Consider the following 24654-nt stretch of genomic DNA (forward strand, 5'->3'; position numbering starts at 1 on the left):
AGGGGCTTCGCCGCATATTTTCGTCTGTTTGTCAATCTTTTTGTACAAAAAAAAGAACCGGGTACGCTTTTTTCGTACTCGGTTCTTTTGGGAATTTATCCTATATGCTTTAACTTAATGACATTGCCCTCCGGGACGCCTTTTTGCTATGGATAAAAAGCATTATAGTTGTCATCGACTGGCGTCAGCCATGGCATCGCCAAGCGGGATGCGGTGAAGCGAAAGTACGAGATGGCTTCACTGTCGTTCGCAATGACAAATCGTTTTAGTATGAAAGCGAAAAACGATTCCGTCATCGCGAGGAGCGGCAGCGACGCGGCGATCTGTAGAGCCTCCATGCTACTCTGTGCAATTTTTTCATTCCCGCTGCGAACGCAGGCGGCAATTTCAGAAGCATCGGCCGTTCGTTCCTGCGAATGACAGGATAGTAAGCTGTGAGTCAGGAATCCAGCTGCCCGGTTCCAGCGGCTGTAAGCGAAAATTGGCAGGAATATCTTCCCTCCTATCGAATATACTCTATTATATGGGATGCATATTTCCCAAGGAGGACCAATTCATGGAGCAGCAGCTAATCATCGCCGTTGATCCCGGCAGAGAAAAATGCGGGGTAGCGGTTGTACATAAAACAAACGGCGCCCTGTGGCGGCAAGTCGTGGCAGCCGTCGCCATGGCGGATACGGTAAGCCGTCTGGCCGCCCAATACGCGATTTCCACCGTCGTCCTGGGCGATCGGACCACCAGCCGCCAGGCGGCCGGAAAATTAGCCGGTATCCTGGTCAACGGCGGCCCCCTGACCGTCATCCCCGTAGACGAACACCGTTCCACCGACGCAGCCCGCCAGCGCTACTGGCGGGAAAATCCTCCCCGCGGCTTGAAACGGCTGATCCCCGTGACCATGCAGGTGCCGCCGGTACCGGTAGACGACTATGTAGCCGTCATCCTGGCCGAGCGTTACTTTGGGCGGTGAGTATGGGCTGTTGGCTGTTGGCTATTGGCTATGAGCCATGAGCTGTTGGCTATGGGCTATGGTATGGGCTGTGAGCTAATCGCCAACAACCAACAACAGAAAGGAATCACTATGTCTGATAATCAGAGAAATTTCAAAGATTTGCGGATTTGGCAAGATTCAATGGATTTAGCTGTTAAAGTATTTAAAATGACAGAACAATTACCGAGGCAGGAAATACATGGGCTTAGTTCGCAAATAAGACGCAGTGCTGTATCTGTTCCGTCAAACATTGCTGAAGGTTGGGGTAGAAAAAGGGATAAGGAATTTTATCGCTTTCTGGATATTGCGTATGGCAGTCTATGCGAGCTTGAAACTCAGCTAGAGTTAGCGAAATGCTGCTATGCGATTGAGGTCAATGATATGCAAGCACAATGCGAGAGCATTCAAAAGCAAATAGGAGCATTACGAAAAACAATTATGAATCAGAATCAAGGGTCGTTATGAGCGATGAGCGATTGGCGATTGGCTATGAGCCCACAGCCCACAGCCCACCGCCCATCACCAACAGCCAACAGCCAATCGCCCACCGCCAACAGCCCATCACCAAAAATTTTTAAAAAAATTTTCCAATCAAGCAGGAATATTAAGGTGAATATAGAATTTGAAGTATTGTAAAGCAATGATTGGATATATTATATTCAATCCTGAACTTTGATCTGTCACTGAAGAGAACTGACGGGAAAGGAAGGAGGTGTACCTTAGGTTCCCGGGAGCGGTTCTTGCAGTAGGTGAATAGATATGAGACCTTTGACAAGGGAATATTGAAAATTGAGGAAACAAGGAAACTCAACGACAGTTCCCTTCTTAGGCTCATTACAACAAAAAAAATAAACCTAAGGAGAGAAAAGAATGAAAAAGACTCTTATTCTGACCCTTGCTCTGGTATTCGTACTGAGCATCGGCAGCGCAGCTTTCGCAGCTGCAAATCCTTTCGTTGATGTACCGGCTAAACACTGGTCATACGACGCAGTTGCCAAATTGGCTCAGGCCGGTCTGATTGACGGCTACAATGATGGCACTTTCCGTGGCGACAAGACCATGACTCGTTATGAAATGGCTCAGGTTGTAGCCAAAGCTATGGCAAAATCCGACAAAGCCAGCGCTGAAAACAAAGCCTTAGTTGACAAACTGGCTGTTGAATTCTCCTCTGAGCTGCAGAATCTCGGCGTTCGCGTCGCAAAGCTGGAAGCGAATCAGTCCGCAGTTAAAATTGGCGGCGATATCCGGATGCGTTATGACAATCTGGATAAGAGCGATGCCGTTTGGAAAAATCGTCTGCGTATAACGATGACCGGCAATATTAACGACACGACTTCTCTGTATGCCCGTTATGTTGCTGCCGACAACAACTTTGGTCATATTGCTACGACGACTGATAATCCCGGTGCTGAAGGCACTAACCGCTTAAGTGATTTGGCTCTGACTACTAAAGGTCTGATCCACAATACGGATGTTACCGTAGGCCGTTATACCCTGCAACTTGGTCCAACGCAATATTTAGCCGGAACTACCGGTAATATTGACGGTATTCAGACCAAGAGTAAGTTCGATAAATTCGGTTTGATGTTAGGTTATGCCGATGCCAGCTATTGGCAACATAAAGATGCAGCGTATTATGCACGTGTGAATGGTGTTAGGGCAACGACGCCGAGTAGTGAGTGGCAAGATATGAAAGACATTTACTATGCTGAAGCAACATATGCTTTCGACAAGAAAATTAAAATGAATGTTGATTATTTCAAAAATCAGGATAATGGTGCCATTGTCAAGAATTACAATATTTTTGGCGGCGGCGTAACGTATCAGTTCGCTCCGAAGTGGAATGTAATCGGTGAATATTACAGAAACACTGCTGACGGTGCTAAAGACGGATTTGACGGCAACAGCCCGAAAGCCACTATCGGCAGACTGACATACGGTCAGGCTAACCTTGCTAAACCCGGTTCTTTCGCTCTGTTTGGCGAGTATGCGAAATTCGAAGGTCATGTTTTCCCGTATGCCATGATGGGTCCGTATACCAAAACTGATGGCGATGCTGTAGGAGTTAAGACTGGTAACGGAATTAAATTCTGGGACTTCCAAGTTGCATATGTATTAGCGAAAAATATCAACTTTGAAGGTGTTTACCAGTTCAACATCAAAGACGCCAAAACCGGTGATGATGCACCAAACAAGAACTTCACCAGACTCCAAATCAACTACTTCTTCTAAGAAGCAAAAAGGATCCCGCAGTGATGCGGGGTTCTTTTTTTTAGAATCCCATGCCGCTCATGCCGATAAAATCATAGATGTGCTTTTTGCTCGTCATTGCGAGGAGGAACGACGAAGCAATCTCCAAGCAGGAGAGGCGGTCCGGTATCGGGAGATTGCGTCGCTGTCGCTCGCGTTGACAGAATTGAGGGTGCTTTTTGCTCGTCATTGCGAGGAGGAACGACGAAGCAATCTCCAAGCGGGAGAGCCGGTCCGGCACGGAGAGATTGCTTCGCTGTGGCTCGCAATGACAGAATGGAGTGAGCCAAAGGTCACATTTGTATAGCCCCAAACCGCATTTCTTGATTTTTCCTAATGAAATTTCAAAAATGTCTATTGACACGCTCCCGTGCTATATGGTAAAATTCAAAACAATTCCTGGCAATGAAGCCTCCGCAGCAGTGTCTGCGAAGGCTTTATTTTTTACCGGTTTTTACCCTCGCGGGACAGGCAGGAAAAGTCCCGGGCGGATAAAACATAACGCTCACTGTACGGGTTGTACCGAACGGATAAGGAAACAGGGGCAACTTATACCGGAACGGCAATCACGTCAGTCGGGCGAAAAAAACATTTTTAGGAGGAGTTACCATGAAAAAAAGACTTCTGGCCGCAGCGGTTGCTGCAATGATCACTCTCTCTACCGGTCTGGCGCTGGCCAACCCTGTGGAACTGGACGGTTCCGTTTCTTATCGCTATCGTGTGGACCACAATCAAAACAGTGAAGATCACAACGCCGGCATTACCCGTTTCACCTTGAATGCCAAAAGTGAAATTGCTCCCCAACTGAGTATCTACGCCCGGTTTGCGGCTGAAGGCGTAAGCAACAACAACTTTACGGCCGCGAAAGACTATAACGATTCGGACAACTTCCTGGGCGAGATCGATCAATACGGCTTTGACTATACGAACAAAGGCTTTGAGTACAAAATCGGCCAGCAGGCAGCCTGGATTGGCGGTACCGGACTGCTGTATGACAGCACCGGCTATCTGGGCCAGCAGGATTTTGGCGTTGTCGACGGAATTAATATTAAAGGAAAATCCGGCGTAACTTCTTTGGACTTCCTGGCGGCTCAGGAAAATAACAGCACCGGGGACGACAATAAAATCTATGCTTTGCGCGGTTCCTACAATCCGACGAGTGCTTTGACTCTGGGTGCGACTTACGCAACGTACAGGAAAGATGACGCACAGAATTTCTGGGCTGTCGACGCCGCGTACACAATGGGAAAAGCTACTTATTCGGCTGAATATGCCAAATCCAATGCCGACGCCGATAATTCGGCTTATGATGTAGGAGTGGCCTATAAATTTGACAATAAAAATACGGTATCGGTAACCAATTATAAAGTAGAGACAAACGGCAACATTAATGCCATGACGACTTTTGATTCGAATCGCAAAGGCTTCTACTACAGTGCCGACCACAACTTTACCAAGGATACTGCTCTTCATCTTCTCTACCGCGATATGTCTGTAGTAAAAGGCGCTGCTGATGACAACACTTCCTTCCGGGCAACGGTAAGCTACAATTTCTAAATTTTATATCAGCGCGCAGGACCCGCATTTTTGCATGCGGGTCCTTTTTACGTAGAAAATAAAATTGGCTGGGGGGATTCCAACGCCATGAACCCTATCTGTCATCGCGCGACGCCAGCCGAAGCAATCTCCAAGCGCGGCCCGGAACTGTGAGATTGCTTCGCTGCGGCTCGCAATGACAGAATGGAGGGCTGTGCTTTTGCTCTGTCATTGCGAGGAGGAACGACGAAGCAATCTCCAAGCGGGAAGAGGCGGCCCGGCACCGAGAGATTGATTCGCTGCGGCTTGCAATGACAGTAAATGCTATGAGCTGTGGGCTATGGGCTATGGGCTGTGAACCAACCACCGCCCGCTGCTCCGCAACATTTTCTTTTCCGGCGGTAGGAAAAAGTTCTCCCCTGTCGAATTACACATAATATAGAATAGCAGGAGCGATTAACAGGAGGTATTTAAATGAAGCAACGGGTAATTATCGGTCTGCTCGTATTCTGTATGTTGTCGGTGGCGGTTGTTCCGGTTACCCAGGCGTTTGGGTTTGGCGATGTTTTAAAAGTCGGCGGGGTAGCCATTGTCGTCGACAAATTTGCCGGACCGCTGAACAACTTTATCAACACGCTGATGGCAAAACATGGCGCGGAAAGCGGCTATGCCACGAAGGTGGTCCCGATCATCACTTTTGGTAGCGGCGGCTACGTAGGGGCGGTTCAGGTTACCGGGCCTCAGGAACTGGTTGATCAGACAGAAGCGGTGATCCAAATTGAGGGAAATTTTAACGGCAGTCAGTTCCGGGTTAAAGGTTTAGTACCGATTGACAGCAAAAACCCGACCAATTTTTCCCGGGTGCAGGGCGTGGGCGTTTCGGCAATGATCGATGTAAAAATATAGCTTATGAATATCCTGCCAATACCGGCAGGATATCTCTTTAAGATACCGAATATAAAAATTGTAATGTTGGTTCAAAACAGGGGAGGAATACTATGCTGCGCAAGATACTTATTGGAACTATGATGCTCATGCTCATGCTGTCGGCGGCAGTGTCGGCGGAAGCGACGACCGAGGTAACGCTGCTGGATAAGACGGCAGCGATGGAAAAGATTTACTACGGAACGGAACAGACCGGGTCTCTGGTGGAGCGGATCAGCAAGCTGGAGAAGGATATTTACGGCACGGAAACCAAGGATGCGCTGATGAGCAAAGTGGATCGCATCTATAGCTATACAAAGGAAAATGGCTCAATGACTCCTTCCTTTATCGTTCGCTTAAATGGTGTGGAGTGGGCGCTGAATCATTTGGTTACCGGACAGCCGGCCAAAACCCGCCTGGAAAATATTGAACGGGTGCTGATGGGAAATACCGTTGCCGGGTCCTTTGACAGCCGGTTGACCAAACTGACCAAACTGGCTTATGCAGATGGTCAGGTCAATATTACCAAGACAACGATTAACAAGGATACACTGTTTAAAATAAAAGTGATATCGCCCCTTAGCACGAAGAACAGCCGGGTGGGGGATATTGTGACATATCAGGCGGCCAATGATATTTATGCCGGCGGTGTTCTGGTCATTGCTCAGGGAGCCTGTGGGACAGGCAAGGTAACGAAAATAGAACCGCGGAAAAATTTCGGACGGGATGCCGAACTGCAGATTACTTTTGATACTATTGAAGGGGTTGACGGCACTGTCATCAACACTGTAATGGGCGAAAAAGCCAAGGAAGAAACGAAATCCTTAGCCAAGGCGGCAGGGGCGACGGTTGCCGGTATGGCAATCCTCGGGCCGTTTGGTGTCGTGGGCGGCGCTTTTGTACACGGCCAGGATATAGAAATCCCCGCCGGGACTTCATTATTTATCCAGGCGTCTGCCGATACGGATCTTTACGGCATTCAGGTCAGCAATACCCAATAAATTTTCACTCAGTAAAAAAGCCACCCCACGGTGGCTTTTTTACATATAGACGCGTTTTTAGCTGTCAGCGCGAGGAGAGACGATCCGGCACCGTGAGATTGCTTCGCTGCGGCTCGCAATGACAGTAAAGGCTATGAACTGTGAACTGTGAGCTGTGAGCCAACCGCCAAGTGCCAAGTGCCAATCACCAAGTGCCAACAACCAATAGCTTTGCTACAATTTCCCGGTGGCAGCTGGGCAGGAAAAACGCTATACTTGTAGAATAAAAAAAGAATTATGGGAAAGTCTATGGTTGCTTTAGCAAAATTTCTATAGATTGGAGATAATATGGGGAAAACAAAACTATTTTTGTTTGGTTTGCTGACGTTTAGTCTGGCATTTGGCACTGCTTTATCAGGGCAGGCGGCCGATAGGCAGGCTGCAGCTGCCAATACAGCTTCTCCGGCAAAAGCTCCCGTCGTGATTGAAGGGGATGAACTTTCCTTTAACGATTTGACAGGCGATGTATATGCCAACGGCAATGTGATTATGACGCAAAACGGCGATAAAATACTTACAGATCTCCTGCAGGGCAATACGAAGCAGCATGAAGTGTGGATGAACGGCAACGCTACTTTTTTGCAGCCGGGGATGATACTGAACGGTTTAGGCGCTCATTACAATTATCAGGAGAAAACAGGAACCATCCGGCAGGCCAAAGGCGTTTTGGATGAGGCGGGAAAACCGTATCAGGACCATATTGCCGGTCACACTATTGATTTCTCCGCCAAGCAGATCAATATCCACGACGGGATGATTACCACCTGCCCGGCGAAGGTGCCTGATTATCATATCAGCGCCACCCGGATTGAAGTATGGCCCGGCGATAAATATATCGCCTATAACGCCAAGTTTTGGATTAAGAATACAGTGATTTTTTCTTTGCCCAAATATGAGCAGTCCCTGGCAAAAGGGAAGGATGAAAATTCCGCTTTTCCGCGGCTTGGCTACAGCTCCAACAATGGCGTATCCATTTCTCAATATTTAGAATATCCCATTGCCGGCCGGCTGTCGGCTTATGGCGATTTGGCCTATTATTCCCACAAAGGATTTAAACCGACTTACGGTCTGGCAAGCCGGCAGGATAACTATACGGTAAGCCTTTATGACAGCTATACATTCAATGGTGATGATGAATGGGTTCATAAAACGCCGGAACTTATGGTCAATTGGAAGCCCTTCCGTATTGGCGGCAGTTCCTGGACGACTCATTTTTTCCTGACTGCCGGTAAATGGAACGCAGACAATGCTTCCGGCTGGCGGCGCGAATCGAATCTGTATTTCAAAAAAGATCCGATTCTCCTCAGCAAGATTCTTACCTTTGATCTGGGGACAGGCTTTGACAACATCAGATACGGCTACAATCAAACATCCAATGATATTTGGATGCTGAATCTGCGTCTGACAGCAAAACCCAACGACCGGCTGACAACCTGGGTCGGCTATAATTTTAACAAGGAAAGCGGCACCAGCCCTTACGAATATGACAAAATTGATGTGAGCCATGAATTGGTTAACGGAATTACCTATAAGCTGGACCGGATGGATACGTTGACGGTTAAGACCAGCTATGATACCCAAGGGGAATTTCTGAAAGATGTGGACTATACCTGGAAGCGAAATCTCCACTGCTGGGAAGCCGATTTGACGTACCGGGCCAAACGGAGTGAGTGGCGGCTTAAATTGTCAACCCTTTCTTGGTAAGGCAGCGTGGCATTATACGATGGGGGAGGTTTTTCATTGCAAACTTTTTTGACGGATTGGATAGACAAACTTCAGTCGAAAAAAATTATGGTTATTGGCGATATGGTGGCTGACGTATATCTGGAAGGGAGAATCTCCCGCATTTCCCGGGAAGCGCCGGTGCTGGTGCTGGAAGACCAGGGCAAAACAGTGGTTCCCGGCGGTGCCGCCAATGTTGTTCACAACGCCGCTGCTTTGGGCGGGGATGTCTATACGGTCGGCGTCGTCGGGCAGGACTATGCCGGTCGGGAACTGGTTCGCATTTTGGCGGCTAAAAAGATTAAAACGGTTGGTTTGATGGCGGATGACAGCCGGCCGACGATTACGAAGACCCGGGTCATGGCGGGGGGGCAGGCCACAGTCCGCCAGCAGATAGTACGGATTGACAAAGAAAAGAAGGAACCGCTGGCGTCTGCCATGGAGGAGCGGGTGCTTGATTATATCAGGCAGTATATCGGGCAGATGGACGGAGTCGTGCTGAGCGATTACGGCAGTCACACGGTTTCACCGCTGATTATGCGCTATGCAATTGATACCTGCCGGTCTGCCAACATTCCCTGTATCGTGGACTCCCGCTACAATGTTATGGCGTTTACGGGAGTCACCCTTGTCAAGCAAAATGAGTCGGAAGCCGCGGCGGCTCTGGGAATGAAGTCTCTGGATGAAGCAGCGCTGATTCCCGCGGGACAGGCTTTGCTGAAACAGCTGGAGGCCGAAGCGGTGCTGATTACCCGCGGACCGGACGGGATGACTTTATTTGAAAAATCCGGCAGTTACAGCCACATTCCCGTCACCAATAAAAGTGAAGTCTACGATGTATCCGGGGCAGGCGATACGGTGGTTACCGCCATGATTCTGGCGGTAACTGCCGGAGCTTCTTATGGGGAGGCAGCCCGTCTGGCGAATTTTGCCGCCGGCGTCGTGGTGAGAAAGCTGGGAACGGCGGCGGTTTCCCCTGATGAATTGCGGGAAGCGATAGGGAGGCATTATGAAAGTCATCAGTCGTGATCGCATCTGCGATGCGATTCAACCTATAAAGGCCGCTGGTAAAACCGTTGTTTTTACCAACGGCTGTTTTGACATTCTGCACGCCGGGCATGTCCGCTATCTGGCGGCAGCTAAAGCACTGGGACATTGTCTGGTGGTCGGTTTGAACAGCGATCAGTCGGTGCGGCGTCTGAAAGGCCCCGCCCGGCCGGTTAACCCGGCGGAAGACCGGGCCGAAGTACTGGCGGCTTTGGCCGCAGTGGATTTTGTCGTAATATTCGCTGACCCCACGGCCGAAGGTCTGGTGGCTCAGATTCAGCCGGACATCTATGTCAAAGGCGGCGACTACTGTATAGATTCGCTGCCGGAAGCGAAAATAGCCGCCGCCTACGGCGGCAAAACCGTACTCATACCCCTGGTGGAAGGCCGGTCAACCAGCAGTATTATTCAGAAGATCAGCAGGGACTAGGGGCTTGTGGGCGGTTGGCTGTAGCTAAGAGCGAGGTGTTGCCGTGGCGGTAGTTTCAACGCTGGATAGGCGACCGTAGCCGTGAGATTGCTTCGCTGCGGCTGGCAATGACAGAATTTGGTGCCAAGTACTAAGTGCTGTGAACCAACCGCCAATTGCCAAAAACCAGGAGGAATTCTCCATGACTTATCACAACATTCTTATCGTAAAACTCAGCGCCATCGGCGATGTCATTCACGCGCTGCCGGTTTCTCATGCACTTAGACAGTGTTTTCCCCAAGCCCGGATTACCTGGGTTGTGGAAAAGCCGGCTTACGATTTGCTAACGAATAACCCGGATATTGACGAAATCATTATTTTTGATAAACCCCAATTTAAGTCTCTGGCAGGACTGATCCGGCATGCTCCGCCTTTTATCACAGCGCTGCGGCAAAAGCAGTTTGATTTGGCGCTGGATTTGCAGGGTTTGTTGAAGAGTTCCTTGATTAGCTTTTTCAGCGGAGCCCAGCGGCGTCTCGTTTATCAGAATGCCCGGGAGGGAAGCCGGTTTATCTCTGAACGGGTGGTTGGCGCTTATGCTAACGGACATGTGGTTGACCGTTATCTGGATGTGGTACGGGCGCTTGGCTGCCGGGTAGAAAAACCTGTTTTTCCGATCCGGGTCACAGAGCAGGATGCCCGGAGCGCTCAAGCTATTTTGAAACAGGCGGGAGCAGGGGGCGAAATTCCTTACGTAGTATTGGCCCTTGGCGCCAACTGGCCGAATAAAATCTGGCCGCCGGAGCATTTTGCCGCTTTGGCGGATAAGCTGTTTGCCCGGCAGATTATACCGGTGGCAGTGGGCGGCCCCGGCGACAGAAAGCTGCTGGATCGTTTGAATCAAACGGCAGAAATTCCCCCCGTTGATTTGATTGGCAAAACCAGCTTAAAACAACTGGCTTATGTTATTCAGCAGGCCGCTGCCTTTGTCGGCGGCGACACCGGCCCCATGCATTTGTCCGCCGCCCTCGGCACGCCGACGATTGCCTTAATGGGGCCGACCGATGTCAACCGCAACGGTCCGCTGGGACAAAAAAATACCGCCCTTGTCGCCGGCCGTCCTTGTATCGGCTGCTGGCACCGCAAATGCCCGACAGGGCTTGACTGCCTGGCGGAGATTTCAGTTGAAGATGTATACCAGGCAATTAAAAAGTTTGTATAAAGTTATTGTCATTGCGAGGAGGAACGACGAAGCAATCTCAGGAACCGCTGTTGTTTCTTCCGAGATGTCCCGGATTGCCGCGTCGCTGTCGCTTCTCGCAATGACAGAGATAGTACTATATAAATTTTCTAGGAGTGTCTGATGAAGATTAATCATGCTTCCATCAAAAAAATTTTGGTAATCAATCTGGCCTTTATTGGGGATGTCTTATTGACTACCCCGGTGACTAGGGCGCTGCGGGAAAATTATCCCGGCGCGGACATTGATATGCTGGTGGTCCCGGTGGCCGAACCTATAGCCAGGCTGAATCCTTATATTCATCAGACTCTTGTTTATGATAAACGGGGCAAGCATAAAAAACCGTCCCAGCTTTGGCAATTAATCCGTCAGTTGCGGCAGCAAGACTATGATCTCACGGTATCCACTAACTTTGCCCTGCGTGGCTCAATGGTGGCCTGGGCCAGCGGTGCCAGGTACCGGGCCGGCTATGACGCTCAGCATGCAAAGTGGTTTCTGACCCATGTCGCAGCTTCTCATCGTCCGGTGATCCGTCACGAAGCGGAAAATCAATTGGATGTTTTGAAGCCCCTGGGAATTACCACTGGGAATACCAGCCTGACTTTGCAAATCAATCCCCTGGACCGGCAAAAGGCAGAAGAAAAAGTAAAGCGGACCCCCGAAAAATCTTTAGTGGTGCTTTGCCCCGCCGGAAGCTATCCTCGGAAAAGCTGGACAGTGGAAGGTTATGCCGCCTTGCTGCAATCATTATCGTCTCAGGCCGACTGCTGTTTGATCGGGGGACCGAAGGAGCAGGCCTGCCTTGAACAAATTAATCACCGGGCGGGAAATCTTGCTCAGGTTTTCGGCGGCACACTGACCCTGGGAGAGTCATCGGCTCTCATTTCCCAGGCCGATCTGCTGATTACCGTGGATACGGCGCCGCTGCACATTGCTCAGGCAGTCGACACTCCGGTACTGGCCCTGTTCGGTCCCACAGACCCTAAAGGCTGGGGACCGCGAGGACCGCGGGACATTGTACTTCAGGCTCCGGCAGCATGTGCCCCCTGCTGGGGAAAAGGAAATTGTGAACGTCATGCTTGTATGGAACAAATCAGCAGCGATCAGGTCGTTTCGGCGGCGTTAAATATGCTGGGGAAGCAGTAAACCGAACTGTCTCCAGAAGAGGATGTCATAGACGATGAAATTGGCAATTATGGAATCGATTACTACACCCGGCGGTCATGAAGTTGATTTTGACCGTATTTTAGTGGAAGAAATTCAGGCATTAGGTCATGAAGCGGTTTTTTATGTGCCGGAGAATTTTGTGTTTAAATACGATTATGGCGTTCCTGTCCGTTATCTTCCCGGTGAAGGCGTATCATATACCGGGCTAAAGGGTATCGGCAAGATGCTGTTTTCTGTTAAGCGGGAATGGAACCGCCAGCGCTGGTTCCGGGCGTTAGCTGCTCTCGCCGGCAGGGGCGAATTCGACGCCGTTATCATTCCGACATCAACGTACCGCTATTTGCGGGCACTGAATATCAATAGCTTAAAACACTCTCCTGTACCGGTAATTTTTATTGTACACGGCATCAATCCCAACGAAGCACCGCGCTTTTTTAAAGCAGTGGAAAAATTGCGCGACTATCCGAATGTGAAAGCGGCTGTTCTCACTTTTGGCGATGCCTTATTCGGCCATAAGTTTCCCAATGTTTATTGCATCAATCCGCCGGCGTATACACCGCGGGACATTGATTTTCAGCCTGCCTCGTTCAGCGGAGTCCTTGACCAGGGGCGGCCTCTGCGGCTTGGCTTTTTTGGGCAATACCGCCGGGAAAAACAATTGGATACTTTCTTAGATGTTTTTTTAACCGGCCAGTATAAACGGCCGATTCAGCTGCAAGTGCAGGGGGCGACAATGAATCCGGATGATTCCGCCGATTTTGAACGGATTATAAAAAAATACAGCGGTCATCCTCATATCCGCTTTTTGCATAAAGGCTTGATTGGAAAAGAGTGGCAGACAGCCATCGCCGGTATTGATGCGCTGCTGATGCCCTATTCGGCCAGCCGGTACCGGTATCACTGGGCCGGCATGCTGTTTACGGCGATTGGCTACCAAAAACCGGTGGTTCTCAGTTCCGAGATCAATCCGGAAGTGCTGGCGAAATATGAAATCGGCGTCAGCTTTTCCGGCGGCGATAACCACTCTCTTAAGGAAGCAATTGAGAATTTTGTCAATACCTTTGACGATAAAGCCGCCCTTTATACCAGGGAACTGGACCGGGCCGCCGCTGATTACTCGTCGGGGAAATTTGCCAAAACGCTGCTTCAGCTGGTTGGGAGATGTTGAAATGTCATCTTTAAAAATACTTGTCATCAACCTAATGCATATCGGGGATCTGCTGCTGGTCACCCCCGTTCTGCGCACACTGCGTACCAATTATCCCCAGGCTCATATCGCCCTGCTGGCGGATGCCAAACTCAGCGATCTGGTAAAATACAATCAAAATATTGATGAATTAATTGCAATTGATAAAAAAGGCTATCATAATAAATTGGGCAACTATATTCACTTTATCGCTGAGATACGCCAGCGCCGGTTTAATCTGGTGATCAACCTCCACGCCAATGAGAGGGCTTCGTTTATTGCCGCTTTCAGCGGCGCCGGCCGGATTATCGGCTATTCCTCCTGGGGACTGGGGAAAATGTTTCAATATTGCATTAAAAACCGCAAAGCCGTCAAGCACCAGATTCATTCCCACTTTGATGTCTTAAAAGAAGGCCTGGGCATTACCCGCATTGACGACCGGGGAATCGAGATGTGGCTGGACGAAGCGGCCGAAAAAAGTGCGGACGAAATCTGGTCCCAATCCTTCCCCCCCAATCCATCTTCTTCGTGTCCTTCGCGCCTTCGCGGTTCCAATCAATCCGATAACTCCAATCCTCCCGTCATCGGTCTCAACATCGGCGCTTCCTGGCCCACCAAACGCTGGCTGAAGGAATACTATGCCGAACTGGCTGACCGTCTGCTGGAGAAGAACCTTGGCGTAGCCTATTTCGGCGGCCCTATGGACGAAGAACTGGTTCAGCAAACCATCGCCTTGATGCGGCACAAAGACCACCCTTTGCTCCGGATATTCACCGGCAGGCTGACTCTGCTGGAACTGGCGGCACTGCTGAAAAAATGTGCCGTCTTCGTCACCAACGATTCCGGCCCGATGCACATTGCCGTGGCCATGGACGTGCCCCTTGTCACCATGTTCGGTGCCTCGCCGGTTCCCGGTTTTTACCCCTACAATAACAAGAGCATTTTGATTAAGACTCCGGCAGAGTGCCATCCCTGCGGGGTGCATACCTGCGAGCACCTGAAATGCATGAAGCAGATTCCAGTGGATATTGTGCTGCAGCATACCTTGAAACTGCTTGAACGGTACGGTAACCAAGTGGGTCACGTTCCCCGGGACCCGGGACAATATCAATGTCAAATCATCGAATTATAAATTCATTTTTTCCTCTGCGTCCTCTGCGGGTAAACATCCAATCCATCTTCGCGTTCTCCGCGTCTTTGCGGTTCAAATGACCCCCAATTCTCCCCATCCTTCGCGGTTCAAAATATTAAAGTCCATATTGAGAAAGCAGGAATCGATATGAAGCTGACAGTCCTTATATTGGCCAAGAATGAAGAAAAAAACATACGGGCCTGTATCGAAAGCGCATTATTTGCCGATGAAATCATTGTCATTGATGATTTCAGCACCGACAACACGGCTAACATTGCCCAAGAACTAGGTGCGAAAGTAGTGCAGCGAGCCATGAACGGCGACTGGGGCTCTCAGCAGACCTTTGCCATTCAGCAGGCAGCGACGGACTGGATTTTTTTCCTCGATGCCGACGAGCGGATTACCCCGGAGCTTGCTGCCGAAGTGCAGGCTGCAGTGAAACGCAATGAACCCTATACCTATCTGGTGCCCCGGCTGAATCATACTATGGGAAATGTGCTGCGGCACGGCGGCTGGTATCCTGATTATGGCATTCATCTTTTGCTGCGGGAAGGAAGCTATGTGGAAGGGTTTGTTCATCCGCAAATCGTTCACCAGCACCCATTAAAAAAAATCGCCAAACCGATGATCCATTACCCCTACGCCAATTGGGAAAGTTATTTTAACAAACTGAATCTGTATACCAAGCTGGCGGCTGAAAAAAACAAGAAAAAAGGGAAACGGGCCAACTTCTTTTTGGATATCATGATCCGGCCTTATTTTGCCTTTTTTAAAATGTATATTTTGAAAGCCGGCTGGCGGGACGGGAGAATCGGTTTTATTTTGGCGGTATTTCACTTTTTTTATACGATGGCCAAATATGTAAAATTGTATTATATTCAAGATATAAACGATGACAAAAAGTAATGAAGGGGATGATTTGTGTTGCAGACCGGGAAAATCATTCAAGCGCACATCAGCGTCGTAGAGGCGGTACAAAATGGTTGTCTGGCGGATATAGAAAAATTTGCACAAATTTGTCAGGCAGCGCTGAAAAACGGCAGAACCATATATTTTTGCGGCAACGGCGGCAGTGCCGCCGATTGTCAGCATCTTGCCGCTGAATTCGTCGGCCGGTTTGTTAAGGAGCGTCACGGACTTCCGGCCGTTGCTTTGACCACCGATACTTCCATTTTGACGGCTGTCGGTAATGATTACGGCTTTGATCAGGTATTCGCCCGGCAAGTGGATGCTTTGGTCCGCCAGGGGGATGTGGTCGTAGGCATTTCCACCTCCGGCAATAGCGCCAATGTGGTGCGGGCTATGGACAAAGCCAGGCTTCAGGGCGCCAAAACCATCGGCCTGACAGGCCAGCAAGGCGGCAAACTGGCGAAATGCTGTGACCTTTGCCTGCAGGTTCCCTCCCAAGTCACTGCCAGAATCCAGGAAGCTCATATTCTCATTGGCCATATTGTCTGTGAATTGATCGATGAAGAATTTGCATAATCATTTTAACCGCAATCTTTGCACTCTTTGCGGTTCATATTAGGATGGATTGCTATGTATCGAAACTATAACAAAATAAAAGCTTTTGTCGAGGAGCAAGTAACACAATGCACCGTATTGGTAGTCGGCGATGTCATGCTGGACAAATATTACTTCGGCGAAGTCAAACGGATTTCACCTGAAGCTCCGGTTCCGGTGACACGGGTCATGCAGGAAAAAGAGACGCTGGGCGGTGCGGGCAATGTCGCCCACAACCTGGCACGCTTAGGCTGCCGGACGCTGCTGGCGGGCGCAGTGGGGAATGACATCCATTGCGATAGCTTATGCCGGTTATTGGATGAGAGAAACATTATACACGAGGGTTTAGTGGCAAAAGACGGTCCCACCACTACCAAGCTTCGCGTGATCGGCGGCCATCAGCAAATGCTTCGCCTGGACTTTGAAGAGACTTCTCCGGTTGGGGATGAGGTTGAAACAAAGATTCTGTACTATGTAGATAAAGCATTGCAGCAAAAGGCCGGCAGTGTAATCTTGTCGGATTATGGCAAAGGCATCTGTACCTCCCGGGTATGCCAAGCCATTATCAGTAAGTGTGCCGAGTATCATATTCCGGTCATCATTGATCCCAAAGGAAGCAACTGGCATAAATATACGGGAGCATCTTTCATTACTCCCAATATAAAAGAACTGAACGAAGTTTCGAAAAATGAAGTTACCAATGAAGATGAACCGGTAAAGCAAGCCGCTCAGACTATCAGGCGGAAATTCCGGATTAAAAATATGATGGTGACTCGCTCTGAAAAAGGGCTAAGCCTCGTCGGTGCCAAACGATGCGTTCATATTCCCACCCTGGCCCAGGAAGTATTCGATGTCTCCGGTGCCGGGGATACGGTCATCGCCGTCATGGGAGCCGCCTTGTCAGCCGGTCTCGACCCGGTAGACTCAGCCTACCTTGCCAACATGGCCGCCGGCGTCGTCGTCGGCAAGTTAGGCACCTACGCCATCAGCCGGCAAGAACTGCTGGAAGCGTTGGAAAATACAAATTGATGGAACCGTGATTGAACCGCGAAGGCGCGAAGGGGTGATGGCGGATGATTTGTAATGAATTTGATTGTATCACTGCTTAAGACCGGAATAAAACGTATAATATTAACATAACCGCATTTCTTTACGCTCTTCGCGCCTTCGCGGTTCAAATTCTATCTTTGAAAGGAAAGTGAAATCTATGATCATCGTTACCGGTGGTGCCGGATTTGTCGGCAGCAATCTTGTCAAAGGCCTGAACGAAAAAGGCTGCGACAACATCCTGGTGGTGGACAACCTGGGAGAAGGGGATAAATTTAAGAACCTGGTTCCCCTGAAGTTTTCCGACTATAGCGACAAGCGGGATTTTATTTGCGATATAGAAGAAGGCGCATTTGACGATGAAAAAATCGAAGCCGTCTTCCATATCGGCGCCTGTTCCGACACCATGGAATACAACGCCAATTATATGATGGACAACAACTATCAGTATAGCAAATCATTGCTGCATTTTTGTCTGCGCCGGAAAATTCCTTTTATATATGCTTCCTCCGCTTCCGTCTATGGCAGCGGTTTGAAAGGTTTTCGTGAAAGCGGCGAATGTGAAAGCGCCCTCAACGTTTATGCTTTTTCCAAGATGCAGTTCGACCGTTATGTGACTCGCCTCTTGCCTGACGCGGAAAGCCAAATAGTTGGGCTGCGTTTCTTTAATGTCTTCGGTCCCCAGGAAATTCATAAAGGCCGGATGGCGTCTATTGTTTATCAGCTTTACAATCAGATTGTAAAAGACGGCGTCGCCCATTTGTTTACCGGCACCGACGGCTATGGGGACGGCGAACAGGAACGGGACTTTATCTATGTAAAAGACGTGGTAAAAGTCAACTTGTTTTTCCGGCAGCATCCGGACCGGAGCGGCATCTTCAACTGCGGCACCGGCAAAGCCCGCAGCTTTAACGATGTGGCCAGCAGCATCATTGAGGCCAAGAACCACGGCAAGATTGAGTATATCCCCTTCCCGGAAAGCCTGAAAGGAAAATATCAAAGCTTCACCCAGGCCGATACTACTAAGCTTTGTACCGCAGGCGGCTACGACGGCGGCTTCATGAACCTGGAAACAGCCGTTGCCGACTACTGCCGCTATCTTGACAAAAACAAGGGATACTTATCATGACCAACTTAAAGCCAGCCGTATTCTTCGATCGGGACGGTGTACTTAATATCGATCACGGCTATGTGTACCGTTCGGAAGACTTTGAATGGATGCCCGGTGCCATTGCTGCCATTAAGCATTTTAATGATCAAGGCTGCCTTGTCTTCGTCATTACCAACCAAAGCGGCATTGCCAGGGGCTATTATACCGAGCAGGATTTTCAAAAGCTCAATGAGTTTATGGAGCGGGAACTGGTAAAACACAACGCCCACATTGATGCTTTTTACTACTGTCCCCATCACAAGGACGGCATCATTCCTCAATACACCAAGGATTGCACCTGCCGCAAGCCCCAGCCGGGCATGCTGCTCAAAGCCATGGAGGAATGGCCGGTAGACAAAGATCGGTCAATTCTTATCGGCGATAAGCCTTCCGATATGGAAGCGGCCAAAGCCGCCGGCATACCGGGCTATTTATATCAGGGAAGCAATCTTTATGACTTTGTTCTGAAAATTTTCTAGATTGCTTCGTCGTACCTCCTCGCAATGACAAATTCCGTATATATATAAACTACGCACTCGGAGAGTGGGGAAAATGTAAATGTCTAATCAATATCGCAACATCCTGGTCCATTCCCTGGTTAACATTGGCGACGTCCTGTTATCTACCAGCGCCGTTGCTCTGTTGCGCCAAGTATACCCTGACGCTAAAATCACCATGATGGTTAGACCGGCAGCAGCTCAGCTGGTGACCAATAATCCCGTCATTGACGAAGCCATCATCTACGACTACAAAGCAAAGCACAAATCCTTCGGGAAAATGTGGCAAATGGCACAACGCCTGCGGTCAAAGCACTTTGATCTCAGTATTTCTTTTGACCGCAAGCTTCGTCCGGCTTTACTCACCTGGCTGGCAGGCATTCCGGTGCGAGTGGGACCGGACAAAGTGTTTGACGACAAACCAAGCCGGGTGACCATGCTCTATACCCGAACCATTCCCCTCCGCCACGACATTGTCAACACCCTCCAGGCCGAAACCTATCAGGCCATCATCCGCGGCTTTACCGGAACAACCGGTTCCGCCAAGCCCGTCATGGCCCGCATCATGCCGGAAAACGAAGAGAAAGCCGGAGAACTGTTAGCGTCACTACTCCCCGGCAGCGATTCTGGTTCTGTCTTTAACAAGAAAGATCAGTTTGTTGGAGATGGTATCATCGTACCTCCTTGCAATGACAAATCACCTGAGAATAACAGCACAAAAAACATTCTGTCATCGCGAGGAGCGACAGCGACGCGGCGATCTCCGGGGCCACAGACATTCTTTCATGATACTCTGTGCAAGCAATCTCAGCCCGACGCACAGCTATCACGGCCGCTTCGCATCGCACTCTGTGTCAAAGGCACCTTTCCTCTGAAAACTTGGCCGAAAGAACGGTTTGCCGCAGTGGCGGACCAATTAGCCGCCCAATACACGGCCCAATTCTTCATTATCGGCGCTCCGGAAGACAGGGACTATGCCGATGAAGTTATTGCTTTTGCCAAAACGCCTATTGCCAATTTCTGCGGCCAAACCAGCCTGGTAGACTTAGCGGCTTTGCTGCAAAAGACGGATTTATTGGTAACAGTGGATACGGGAACGGCACATATCGCCGCAACAGTCGGAGTGTCTATGATAGTGATTTATGGCTGTACTTCTCCCAAACGCTGGCATCCTATCAATCCTAACGCAGTTGTTCTTACCAGTAATGAATCGTGCTGCCCCTGCGCAATTCCGGCGGAGGCTTGTCCGGAACGGCGCTGCCTTCAGCATATTAATGTAGAGGATGTTACTCTGGAGGTTCAAAAAAAATTATAAAAAAAGCTATTTATAGGTTATAGATTGCTATGTATAATGAACTAATGATTTTTATTGTCATTGCTATGAATACCTCTCAAATGGCTCATATCGGTTCCTATCTCTGAAAGGATGACCTCGGCACTACGTTTACCTATGCCTGCAATATCATCAATTCGTTGGAGCACGTCTTCTATATTAAATTATTTTTAAGGCAGGAATAATTTATGGAACATCTAAAATACAGTCTGAAGAATGTAAAAAAAATAGCCGTTTTTCAACGCGCCAGTTTGGGAGATACTTTATTAGCCACTCCTACATTGAGGGCTATTAAAGAGACCTGCCCTAATAGTCGAACTGTTATTTTAGCCAAACCGGCTGCTAAAGATATCTTAGATGGACATCCTCTTGTTGATGATTTACTGCTGTATAAAAAAGGGGATAGCGTTTTTCCTATCATTAAAAAAATATGGCGGGCTGATCTTGCCTTGGTATTAGACTCTCATTATCGTTCCAGTTTTTTTGCCTGGTTAGCACGAATTCCGGTAAGAGTCGGGCGCAGCCCTGTAAATAAATCTTTTTTGACCCATCAAGTAACGGGGACGCCTAATTGTGATACTTATGAAGTGGAAAATACATTGGCTGTGGCGCGTTTTGCGGGAATTGATACAAAAAATTATCAATTAGAAATGGCTCCTGTTCGCAGCCATGAAAAAGAGAAAGTACACCAGTTATTGCAGAGGACAGGAGTAAAGGATTCAGACAAGAATTTTGTGATACTAGCACCGTACTCGTTATCTGACATAAAAGACTGGCCTTCATCAAATTATCAAAAGGTTATTGAGTTCTTGCGAATACATGGGTATATTCCTATTATAGTAAGCGGCAGGGAAAATCGGGAGCGTGCCGATGAGTTAAAAGGAGCTATTAACTTTGCCGGCAGGATGAATCTGCGGGAAACAACATACTTAATTAGTTTATCTCAATTAGTTATATGCGGCTGTACCTCGGTGCTGCATCTTGCAGCAACAACTCATACTCCGCAAATTGCTTTATATGGTCCAACAACACCTGTGCAATGGGCTCCCCGTACTAGGTGTATTGTTATTAGTAAATTTCTTGACTGTTCACCTTGTTATGGCACAGTAGCAGTTTGCCCAAAGGGGAAAATGTGTATAGAATCTATAGAAGTTGATGAAGTATTATCTGCCATTTGTAAAGTTTTAAATATAACCAAGCATTAATATAAGGAGAAAAGCATGGTTTATATCATCTTAATAAATTATAATAGCTGGCAAGATACTTTGGAGTGCTTAGCATCGCTGAAGCAACTTACTTTTTTGAATTATAAAATTATTATAATAGATAACGCTTCGCAAGATGAGAGCGTACAGCAGATTTCTCGAAATTATCCTGACGCAGTAATTATTTCTAGTCAAGAAAATCTTGGCTTTGCCGGGGGAAATCAGTTAGGAATTGACTTTGCATTAAAAGAGGGCGCTAAGTATATATGGCTATTAAATAATGACACAGTAGTTCATAAAGAAAGCTTGACAGAATTGGTTCATAATGCCGAGTCATTCCCATTAGCACTATTGACTAATAAGATTTACAAGTATGGCACAGAGCGGGATATATGGTATTGCGGGGGCGATATTCATTGGTGGAAGGGAAAGCCTTTTCATATCCGTATGCATCAACAGGATGATCAGTTCGCAAAACAACCTTATGCAACAACGTGGATTTCAGGTTGCAGTATGTTTGCAAAAGCGGAGCTATTTCAGAATTATCATATGGATAAACGCTATTTTTTGTATTTTGAAGATGTTGAATTTTGTGAACAGCTCAAGAAAGGAGGTATTTCCCTATTTGTTATACCAAAATCCATTATTTGGCATAAAACTTCTGCCTCCATTGGTAAGATGTCTCATATACAAGCATATTATTCCGTTCGAAACAACATGTACTTCGTATCTAAACAGGCAAACTTAATTCATAAAGTAGTTTATTTTCCTTATTTTATTGTGAGAACGCTGATTTTTTCGCTGCGGTATCGTTTGCGGGGATGGAAGAACAAGGATTCGTTAAAATCAATGGTGGGAAAGGCATACTGGCGTGGACTTATTGATTTTTTTTGTGGAAAGTACGGAAAATTGAAATAATTACATCATTTTGTTTTATTGCAGTAGGTACACCTCAGAAAGGACAGTGCGTTAATGGCGATATATGATTGCTTTACGTTTTATAATGAATTTGAGCTGTTAGAATTAAGATTGAAAACATTATATGATGCAGTAGATTATTTCGTTATTGTTGAATCCGATAAAACTCATCGAAACATTCCCAAAAAGTTTAATTTTGAGGAGCGGCAAGAAGAATTTGCAGTATATATGCCCAAAATACGGTATATAAAAGAAACGGATATTTTACCGTATACGGGAAAAGGAGACTGGACATTAGAAAACCATCAAAGAAATTGCATTATGCGGGGGCTTTATGATGCACAGCCGGATGATTATGTTTTTATTTCGGACTTGGATGAAATACCCCATCCCGAGTTTATTAAACGTTTAGAGCGGAACGAGCTTAAAATACATTTTTTTGGGCATAAAGCCCTTTTGGATCGTCGCTTAAAAAAGTATAGGCGCTTAAACCGTATTAAATTTGCACTTTTGCATCCCCAGTCATTGTTCCGATCTTTATCCAATCGTGAGTTTTTAGAACATAGTCCATTGGTTACTGAACAAGATTTTTTTTATTATTTTCTTAATTGTCATAGTAAAGGTTTGTGGTACGGAAGTATTCTTGTTTTGTTTAAAAATCTAAAACTTCCGCAAGAATTACGCAATATCAGGAACAGACTTCCTAGAGTCGAAAAAGGTGGGTGGCACTTTTCTTATATGGGTGGGGTGGAGCGCATTATAGTAAAAATGAACTCGATAGTTGAAGGAAATGAAGAAATTGCGGTACCACAACATATTGAAGCATGTCTGAGGGAAGGAAAAGATGTGTATGGGAGAACTGGTGCAGCAGATTTTGAGTTTGAATTTTGCAAGTTGGAAGATATAGGTTTATTGAAAATCGAAGATTTTGTAAAGAAGTATCCAGAGTTTTACTATGAATTTAACCAGTAAGGGCTTGAGTCGTGATGAAGGGAGGTAGTAATGCTGGAACGGAACTACTATCAAAATCCGCGGCCGGAGATAAAGGCACAATTGTCTAATAAATCTGCCGCTGTATTAGAACTGGGGTGTGGAGAAGGATTTTTTGGATATGCAATCAAACAATGCTATAATTCTCGTGTCACGGGGATCGAACTTTCCGAAGAAGTTTCTAAGCAGGCGTGGGAGCGATTAGGAAGAATATTACAAAAAACAATAGTATATTTTGAAAGCGAACTATAAGAATTTATACACAGGGGGACGGTTCTGCTGTAAAAATATTCCCGGCAGTATATTGTAGGAGGAGTTATGTATAAAAAAATTTTTGTCAGCAATCGGATGGGATTGGGCGACGTTATTCTTACCACTCCTATTTTAAAGGCACTTAAACAAAAGTATCCGGATAGCAGGATTACTTTTGTTACATCGCCGAATTGTCTGCCCATTGTCCAAGGCTTGGATTTCATTGATGAAGTGATTACCTATGAGAAACACGTAGACAGTGTCTGGAAAGTTGTAAAAAAAATCTGGCGGTATGATTTGGCATTGTGCATTGACTTTAAATACCGCAGCGCAGTTATGGCTTTTTTAGCGGGAATACCGTTACGGGCAGGACTGAAACACAAACGCAAGCTTTTTCTGACTCACCCGGTTGACAAGCCGCCGGAATGGGAAAGTACCTATGAACCGCTGAATTTTTCTTATGTGCTGAAGCAGAGTGTGGGAATTGAGTTTGACGCTGATTTAACCCGGCTGTATGTACCGGAAATCAGTAAAACGGAACAAATCGCCGTGGATGAGATGTTAGCTGTCCAGGGTATAAAAGGAGGTTCTCCCTATATTGTTCTTGCGCCCGTCACCTCCTGGCCGCCGAAAGACTGGCCGGAAGACCGCTATGTGGAGCTGGTCCGTTCTCTTATTGAGGAATATTCTTATCCGGTCGTCTTACTGGGAGCACCGTCAGATGCGGAAAAAGTAGTGACGCTAGATAAACTTGACGGTGTTGTGAACCTGATGGGCAGGACGACGGTCATGCAAATGGTGGAAATCATTCGCCGGGCGAATCTTCTGGTAGGCGGCTGCAGCGGACCTTTGCACATCGCCGGGGCAGTCCGAACTCCCTTCGTTGCGTTATATGGACCTACTTCCCCGCGGGAATGGGCGCCGAAAACCAAAGGCATTACCATTAGTCATGACGACCGGTTCCCTTGCAGTCCCTGCCTGGTTGAGATGGTAGGCTGCCCGGAGAAGCCCTGCATGCAGGCGATTTCAGTTCAGGAAGTGTTTGAAGCCTGCCGTCAGATGCTGTCGGAATCTTCAGTACATCGCAATACAAAAACTGTTCGTTAGAGGAACAATCC

General features: G+C 47.8%; 26 protein-coding genes. 24 read left to right on the forward strand and 2 right to left on the reverse strand.

All coding sequences use genetic code 11. The annotated features are described in order from the left end of the window. Window positions 1-146: 146 nt before the first annotated feature. Window positions 147-338, reverse strand: coding sequence for a hypothetical protein (locus ABFC84_18415; GenBank protein MEN6414715.1), 192 nt, complete (start codon window positions 336-338; stop codon window positions 147-149). A gap of 218 nt (window positions 339-556) precedes the next feature. Between ABFC84_18415 and ABFC84_18420 the strand changes: the two genes are divergently transcribed. From ABFC84_18420 to ABFC84_18430, 3 genes are all read left to right on the forward strand, one after another. Beyond that, window positions 557-967: a resolvase gene (locus ABFC84_18420; protein MEN6414716.1), complete on the forward strand. Its 411-nt coding sequence runs from the start codon at window positions 557-559 to the stop codon at window positions 965-967. A gap of 30 nt (window positions 968-997) precedes the next feature. Next, window positions 998-1453 carry a four helix bundle protein gene (locus ABFC84_18425; GenBank protein ID MEN6414717.1) on the forward strand — a complete coding sequence of 152 codons (456 nt, stop codon included), beginning with the start codon at window positions 998-1000 and terminating at the stop codon, window positions 1451-1453. Window positions 1454-1858: 405 nt separating this feature from the next. Beyond that, window positions 1859-3220, forward strand: coding sequence for an S-layer homology domain-containing protein (locus tag ABFC84_18430; protein ID MEN6414718.1), 1362 nt, complete (start codon window positions 1859-1861; stop codon window positions 3218-3220). A 40-nt stretch (window positions 3221-3260) separates the two neighbouring features. Here the strand turns inward: ABFC84_18430 and ABFC84_18435 are convergent, their stop codons facing one another. After that, window positions 3261-3602 carry a hypothetical protein gene (locus tag ABFC84_18435; protein ID MEN6414719.1) on the reverse strand — a complete coding sequence of 114 codons (342 nt, stop codon included), beginning with the start codon at window positions 3600-3602 and terminating at the stop codon, window positions 3261-3263. A gap of 245 nt (window positions 3603-3847) precedes the next feature. Between ABFC84_18435 and ABFC84_18440 the strand changes: the two genes are divergently transcribed. The 21 genes from ABFC84_18440 to waaF all read left to right on the forward strand — a co-directional run bounded on the left by ABFC84_18440 (window position 3848) and on the right by waaF (window position 24643). Further along, window positions 3848-4795, forward strand: coding sequence for a porin (locus ABFC84_18440; protein MEN6414720.1), 948 nt, complete (start codon window positions 3848-3850; stop codon window positions 4793-4795). 453 nt (window positions 4796-5248) lie between these two features. After that, a complete protein-coding gene (locus ABFC84_18445; GenBank protein ID MEN6414721.1) occupies window positions 5249-5680 on the forward strand; it encodes a hypothetical protein in 432 nt (143 codons plus the stop codon). A gap of 92 nt (window positions 5681-5772) precedes the next feature. Then, window positions 5773-6699 carry a hypothetical protein gene (locus ABFC84_18450; GenBank protein MEN6414722.1) on the forward strand — a complete coding sequence of 309 codons (927 nt, stop codon included), beginning with the start codon at window positions 5773-5775 and terminating at the stop codon, window positions 6697-6699. Between the two features lie 327 nt (window positions 6700-7026). Beyond that, window positions 7027-8442 (forward strand): hypothetical protein, encoded by a 1416-nt coding sequence (locus tag ABFC84_18455; protein ID MEN6414723.1) that lies wholly within the window; start codon window positions 7027-7029, stop codon window positions 8440-8442. A 36-nt stretch (window positions 8443-8478) separates the two neighbouring features. Beyond that, entirely contained in the window at window positions 8479-9489 is a 1011-nt protein-coding gene (locus ABFC84_18460; protein ID MEN6414724.1) for a PfkB family carbohydrate kinase, read from the forward strand. Further along, the gene (gene rfaE2, locus ABFC84_18465; GenBank protein MEN6414725.1) at window positions 9470-9937 is read left to right on the forward strand and encodes a D-glycero-beta-D-manno-heptose 1-phosphate adenylyltransferase; all 468 of its coding nucleotides are present in this window, start codon (window positions 9470-9472) and stop codon (window positions 9935-9937) included. Before ABFC84_18460 ends, rfaE2 begins: the two co-directional genes overlap by 20 nt. A gap of 181 nt (window positions 9938-10118) precedes the next feature. After that, complete coding sequence (locus tag ABFC84_18470) at window positions 10119-11138, forward strand: glycosyltransferase family 9 protein (protein MEN6414726.1); 1020 nt, start codon at window positions 10119-10121, stop codon at window positions 11136-11138. Window positions 11139-11279: 141 nt separating this feature from the next. Beyond that, a complete protein-coding gene (locus tag ABFC84_18475; GenBank protein MEN6414727.1) occupies window positions 11280-12302 on the forward strand; it encodes a glycosyltransferase family 9 protein in 1023 nt (340 codons plus the stop codon). A gap of 34 nt (window positions 12303-12336) precedes the next feature. Next, window positions 12337-13491, forward strand: a complete 1155-nt coding sequence (locus tag ABFC84_18480; GenBank protein MEN6414728.1) for a glycosyltransferase — start codon at window positions 12337-12339, stop codon at window positions 13489-13491. Window position 13492: 1 nt separating this feature from the next. Further along, window positions 13493-14641: a glycosyltransferase family 9 protein gene (locus ABFC84_18485; GenBank protein MEN6414729.1), complete on the forward strand. Its 1149-nt coding sequence runs from the start codon at window positions 13493-13495 to the stop codon at window positions 14639-14641. 147 nt (window positions 14642-14788) lie between these two features. Next, the gene (locus ABFC84_18490; GenBank protein ID MEN6414730.1) at window positions 14789-15547 is read left to right on the forward strand and encodes a glycosyltransferase family 2 protein; all 759 of its coding nucleotides are present in this window, start codon (window positions 14789-14791) and stop codon (window positions 15545-15547) included. A gap of 48 nt (window positions 15548-15595) precedes the next feature. After that, window positions 15596-16126 (forward strand): D-sedoheptulose 7-phosphate isomerase, encoded by a 531-nt coding sequence (locus ABFC84_18495; protein ID MEN6414731.1) that lies wholly within the window; start codon window positions 15596-15598, stop codon window positions 16124-16126. Between the two features lie 54 nt (window positions 16127-16180). Beyond that, complete coding sequence (gene rfaE1 / locus ABFC84_18500; protein MEN6414732.1) at window positions 16181-17173, forward strand: D-glycero-beta-D-manno-heptose-7-phosphate kinase; 993 nt, start codon at window positions 16181-16183, stop codon at window positions 17171-17173. A 178-nt stretch (window positions 17174-17351) separates the two neighbouring features. Continuing rightward, a complete protein-coding gene (rfaD, locus tag ABFC84_18505) occupies window positions 17352-18320 on the forward strand; it encodes an ADP-glyceromanno-heptose 6-epimerase (GenBank protein ID MEN6414733.1) in 969 nt (322 codons plus the stop codon). Next, window positions 18317-18820 carry an HAD family hydrolase gene (locus tag ABFC84_18510; GenBank protein ID MEN6414734.1) on the forward strand — a complete coding sequence of 168 codons (504 nt, stop codon included), beginning with the start codon at window positions 18317-18319 and terminating at the stop codon, window positions 18818-18820. The genes rfaD and ABFC84_18510 overlap by 4 nt, the downstream gene beginning before the upstream one ends. A 79-nt stretch (window positions 18821-18899) precedes the next feature. Continuing rightward, on the forward strand, window positions 18900-20153 hold the full coding sequence (locus ABFC84_18515; GenBank protein MEN6414735.1) for a glycosyltransferase family 9 protein: 1254 nt from the start codon (window positions 18900-18902) through the stop codon (window positions 20151-20153). Window positions 20154-20359: 206 nt separating this feature from the next. Continuing rightward, window positions 20360-21376: a glycosyltransferase family 9 protein gene (locus ABFC84_18520; protein MEN6414736.1), complete on the forward strand. Its 1017-nt coding sequence runs from the start codon at window positions 20360-20362 to the stop codon at window positions 21374-21376. Window positions 21377-21391: 15 nt separating this feature from the next. Continuing rightward, window positions 21392-22294 carry a glycosyltransferase family 2 protein gene (locus tag ABFC84_18525; protein MEN6414737.1) on the forward strand — a complete coding sequence of 301 codons (903 nt, stop codon included), beginning with the start codon at window positions 21392-21394 and terminating at the stop codon, window positions 22292-22294. A 54-nt stretch (window positions 22295-22348) separates the two neighbouring features. Further along, window positions 22349-23266: a hypothetical protein gene (locus ABFC84_18530; GenBank protein ID MEN6414738.1), complete on the forward strand. Its 918-nt coding sequence runs from the start codon at window positions 22349-22351 to the stop codon at window positions 23264-23266. 30 nt (window positions 23267-23296) lie between these two features. After that, window positions 23297-23536 (forward strand): class I SAM-dependent methyltransferase, encoded by a 240-nt coding sequence (locus ABFC84_18535; GenBank protein ID MEN6414739.1) that lies wholly within the window; start codon window positions 23297-23299, stop codon window positions 23534-23536. Between the two features lie 66 nt (window positions 23537-23602). Further along, window positions 23603-24643, forward strand: a complete 1041-nt coding sequence (gene waaF, locus ABFC84_18540) for a lipopolysaccharide heptosyltransferase II (GenBank protein MEN6414740.1) — start codon at window positions 23603-23605, stop codon at window positions 24641-24643. Window positions 24644-24654 lie beyond the last annotated feature (11 nt).

It is taken from the genome of Veillonellales bacterium (assembly GCA_039680175.1).
In the GTDB taxonomy this organism is placed as follows: Bacteria; Bacillota; Negativicutes; order JAAYSF01; family JAAYSF01; genus JBDKTO01.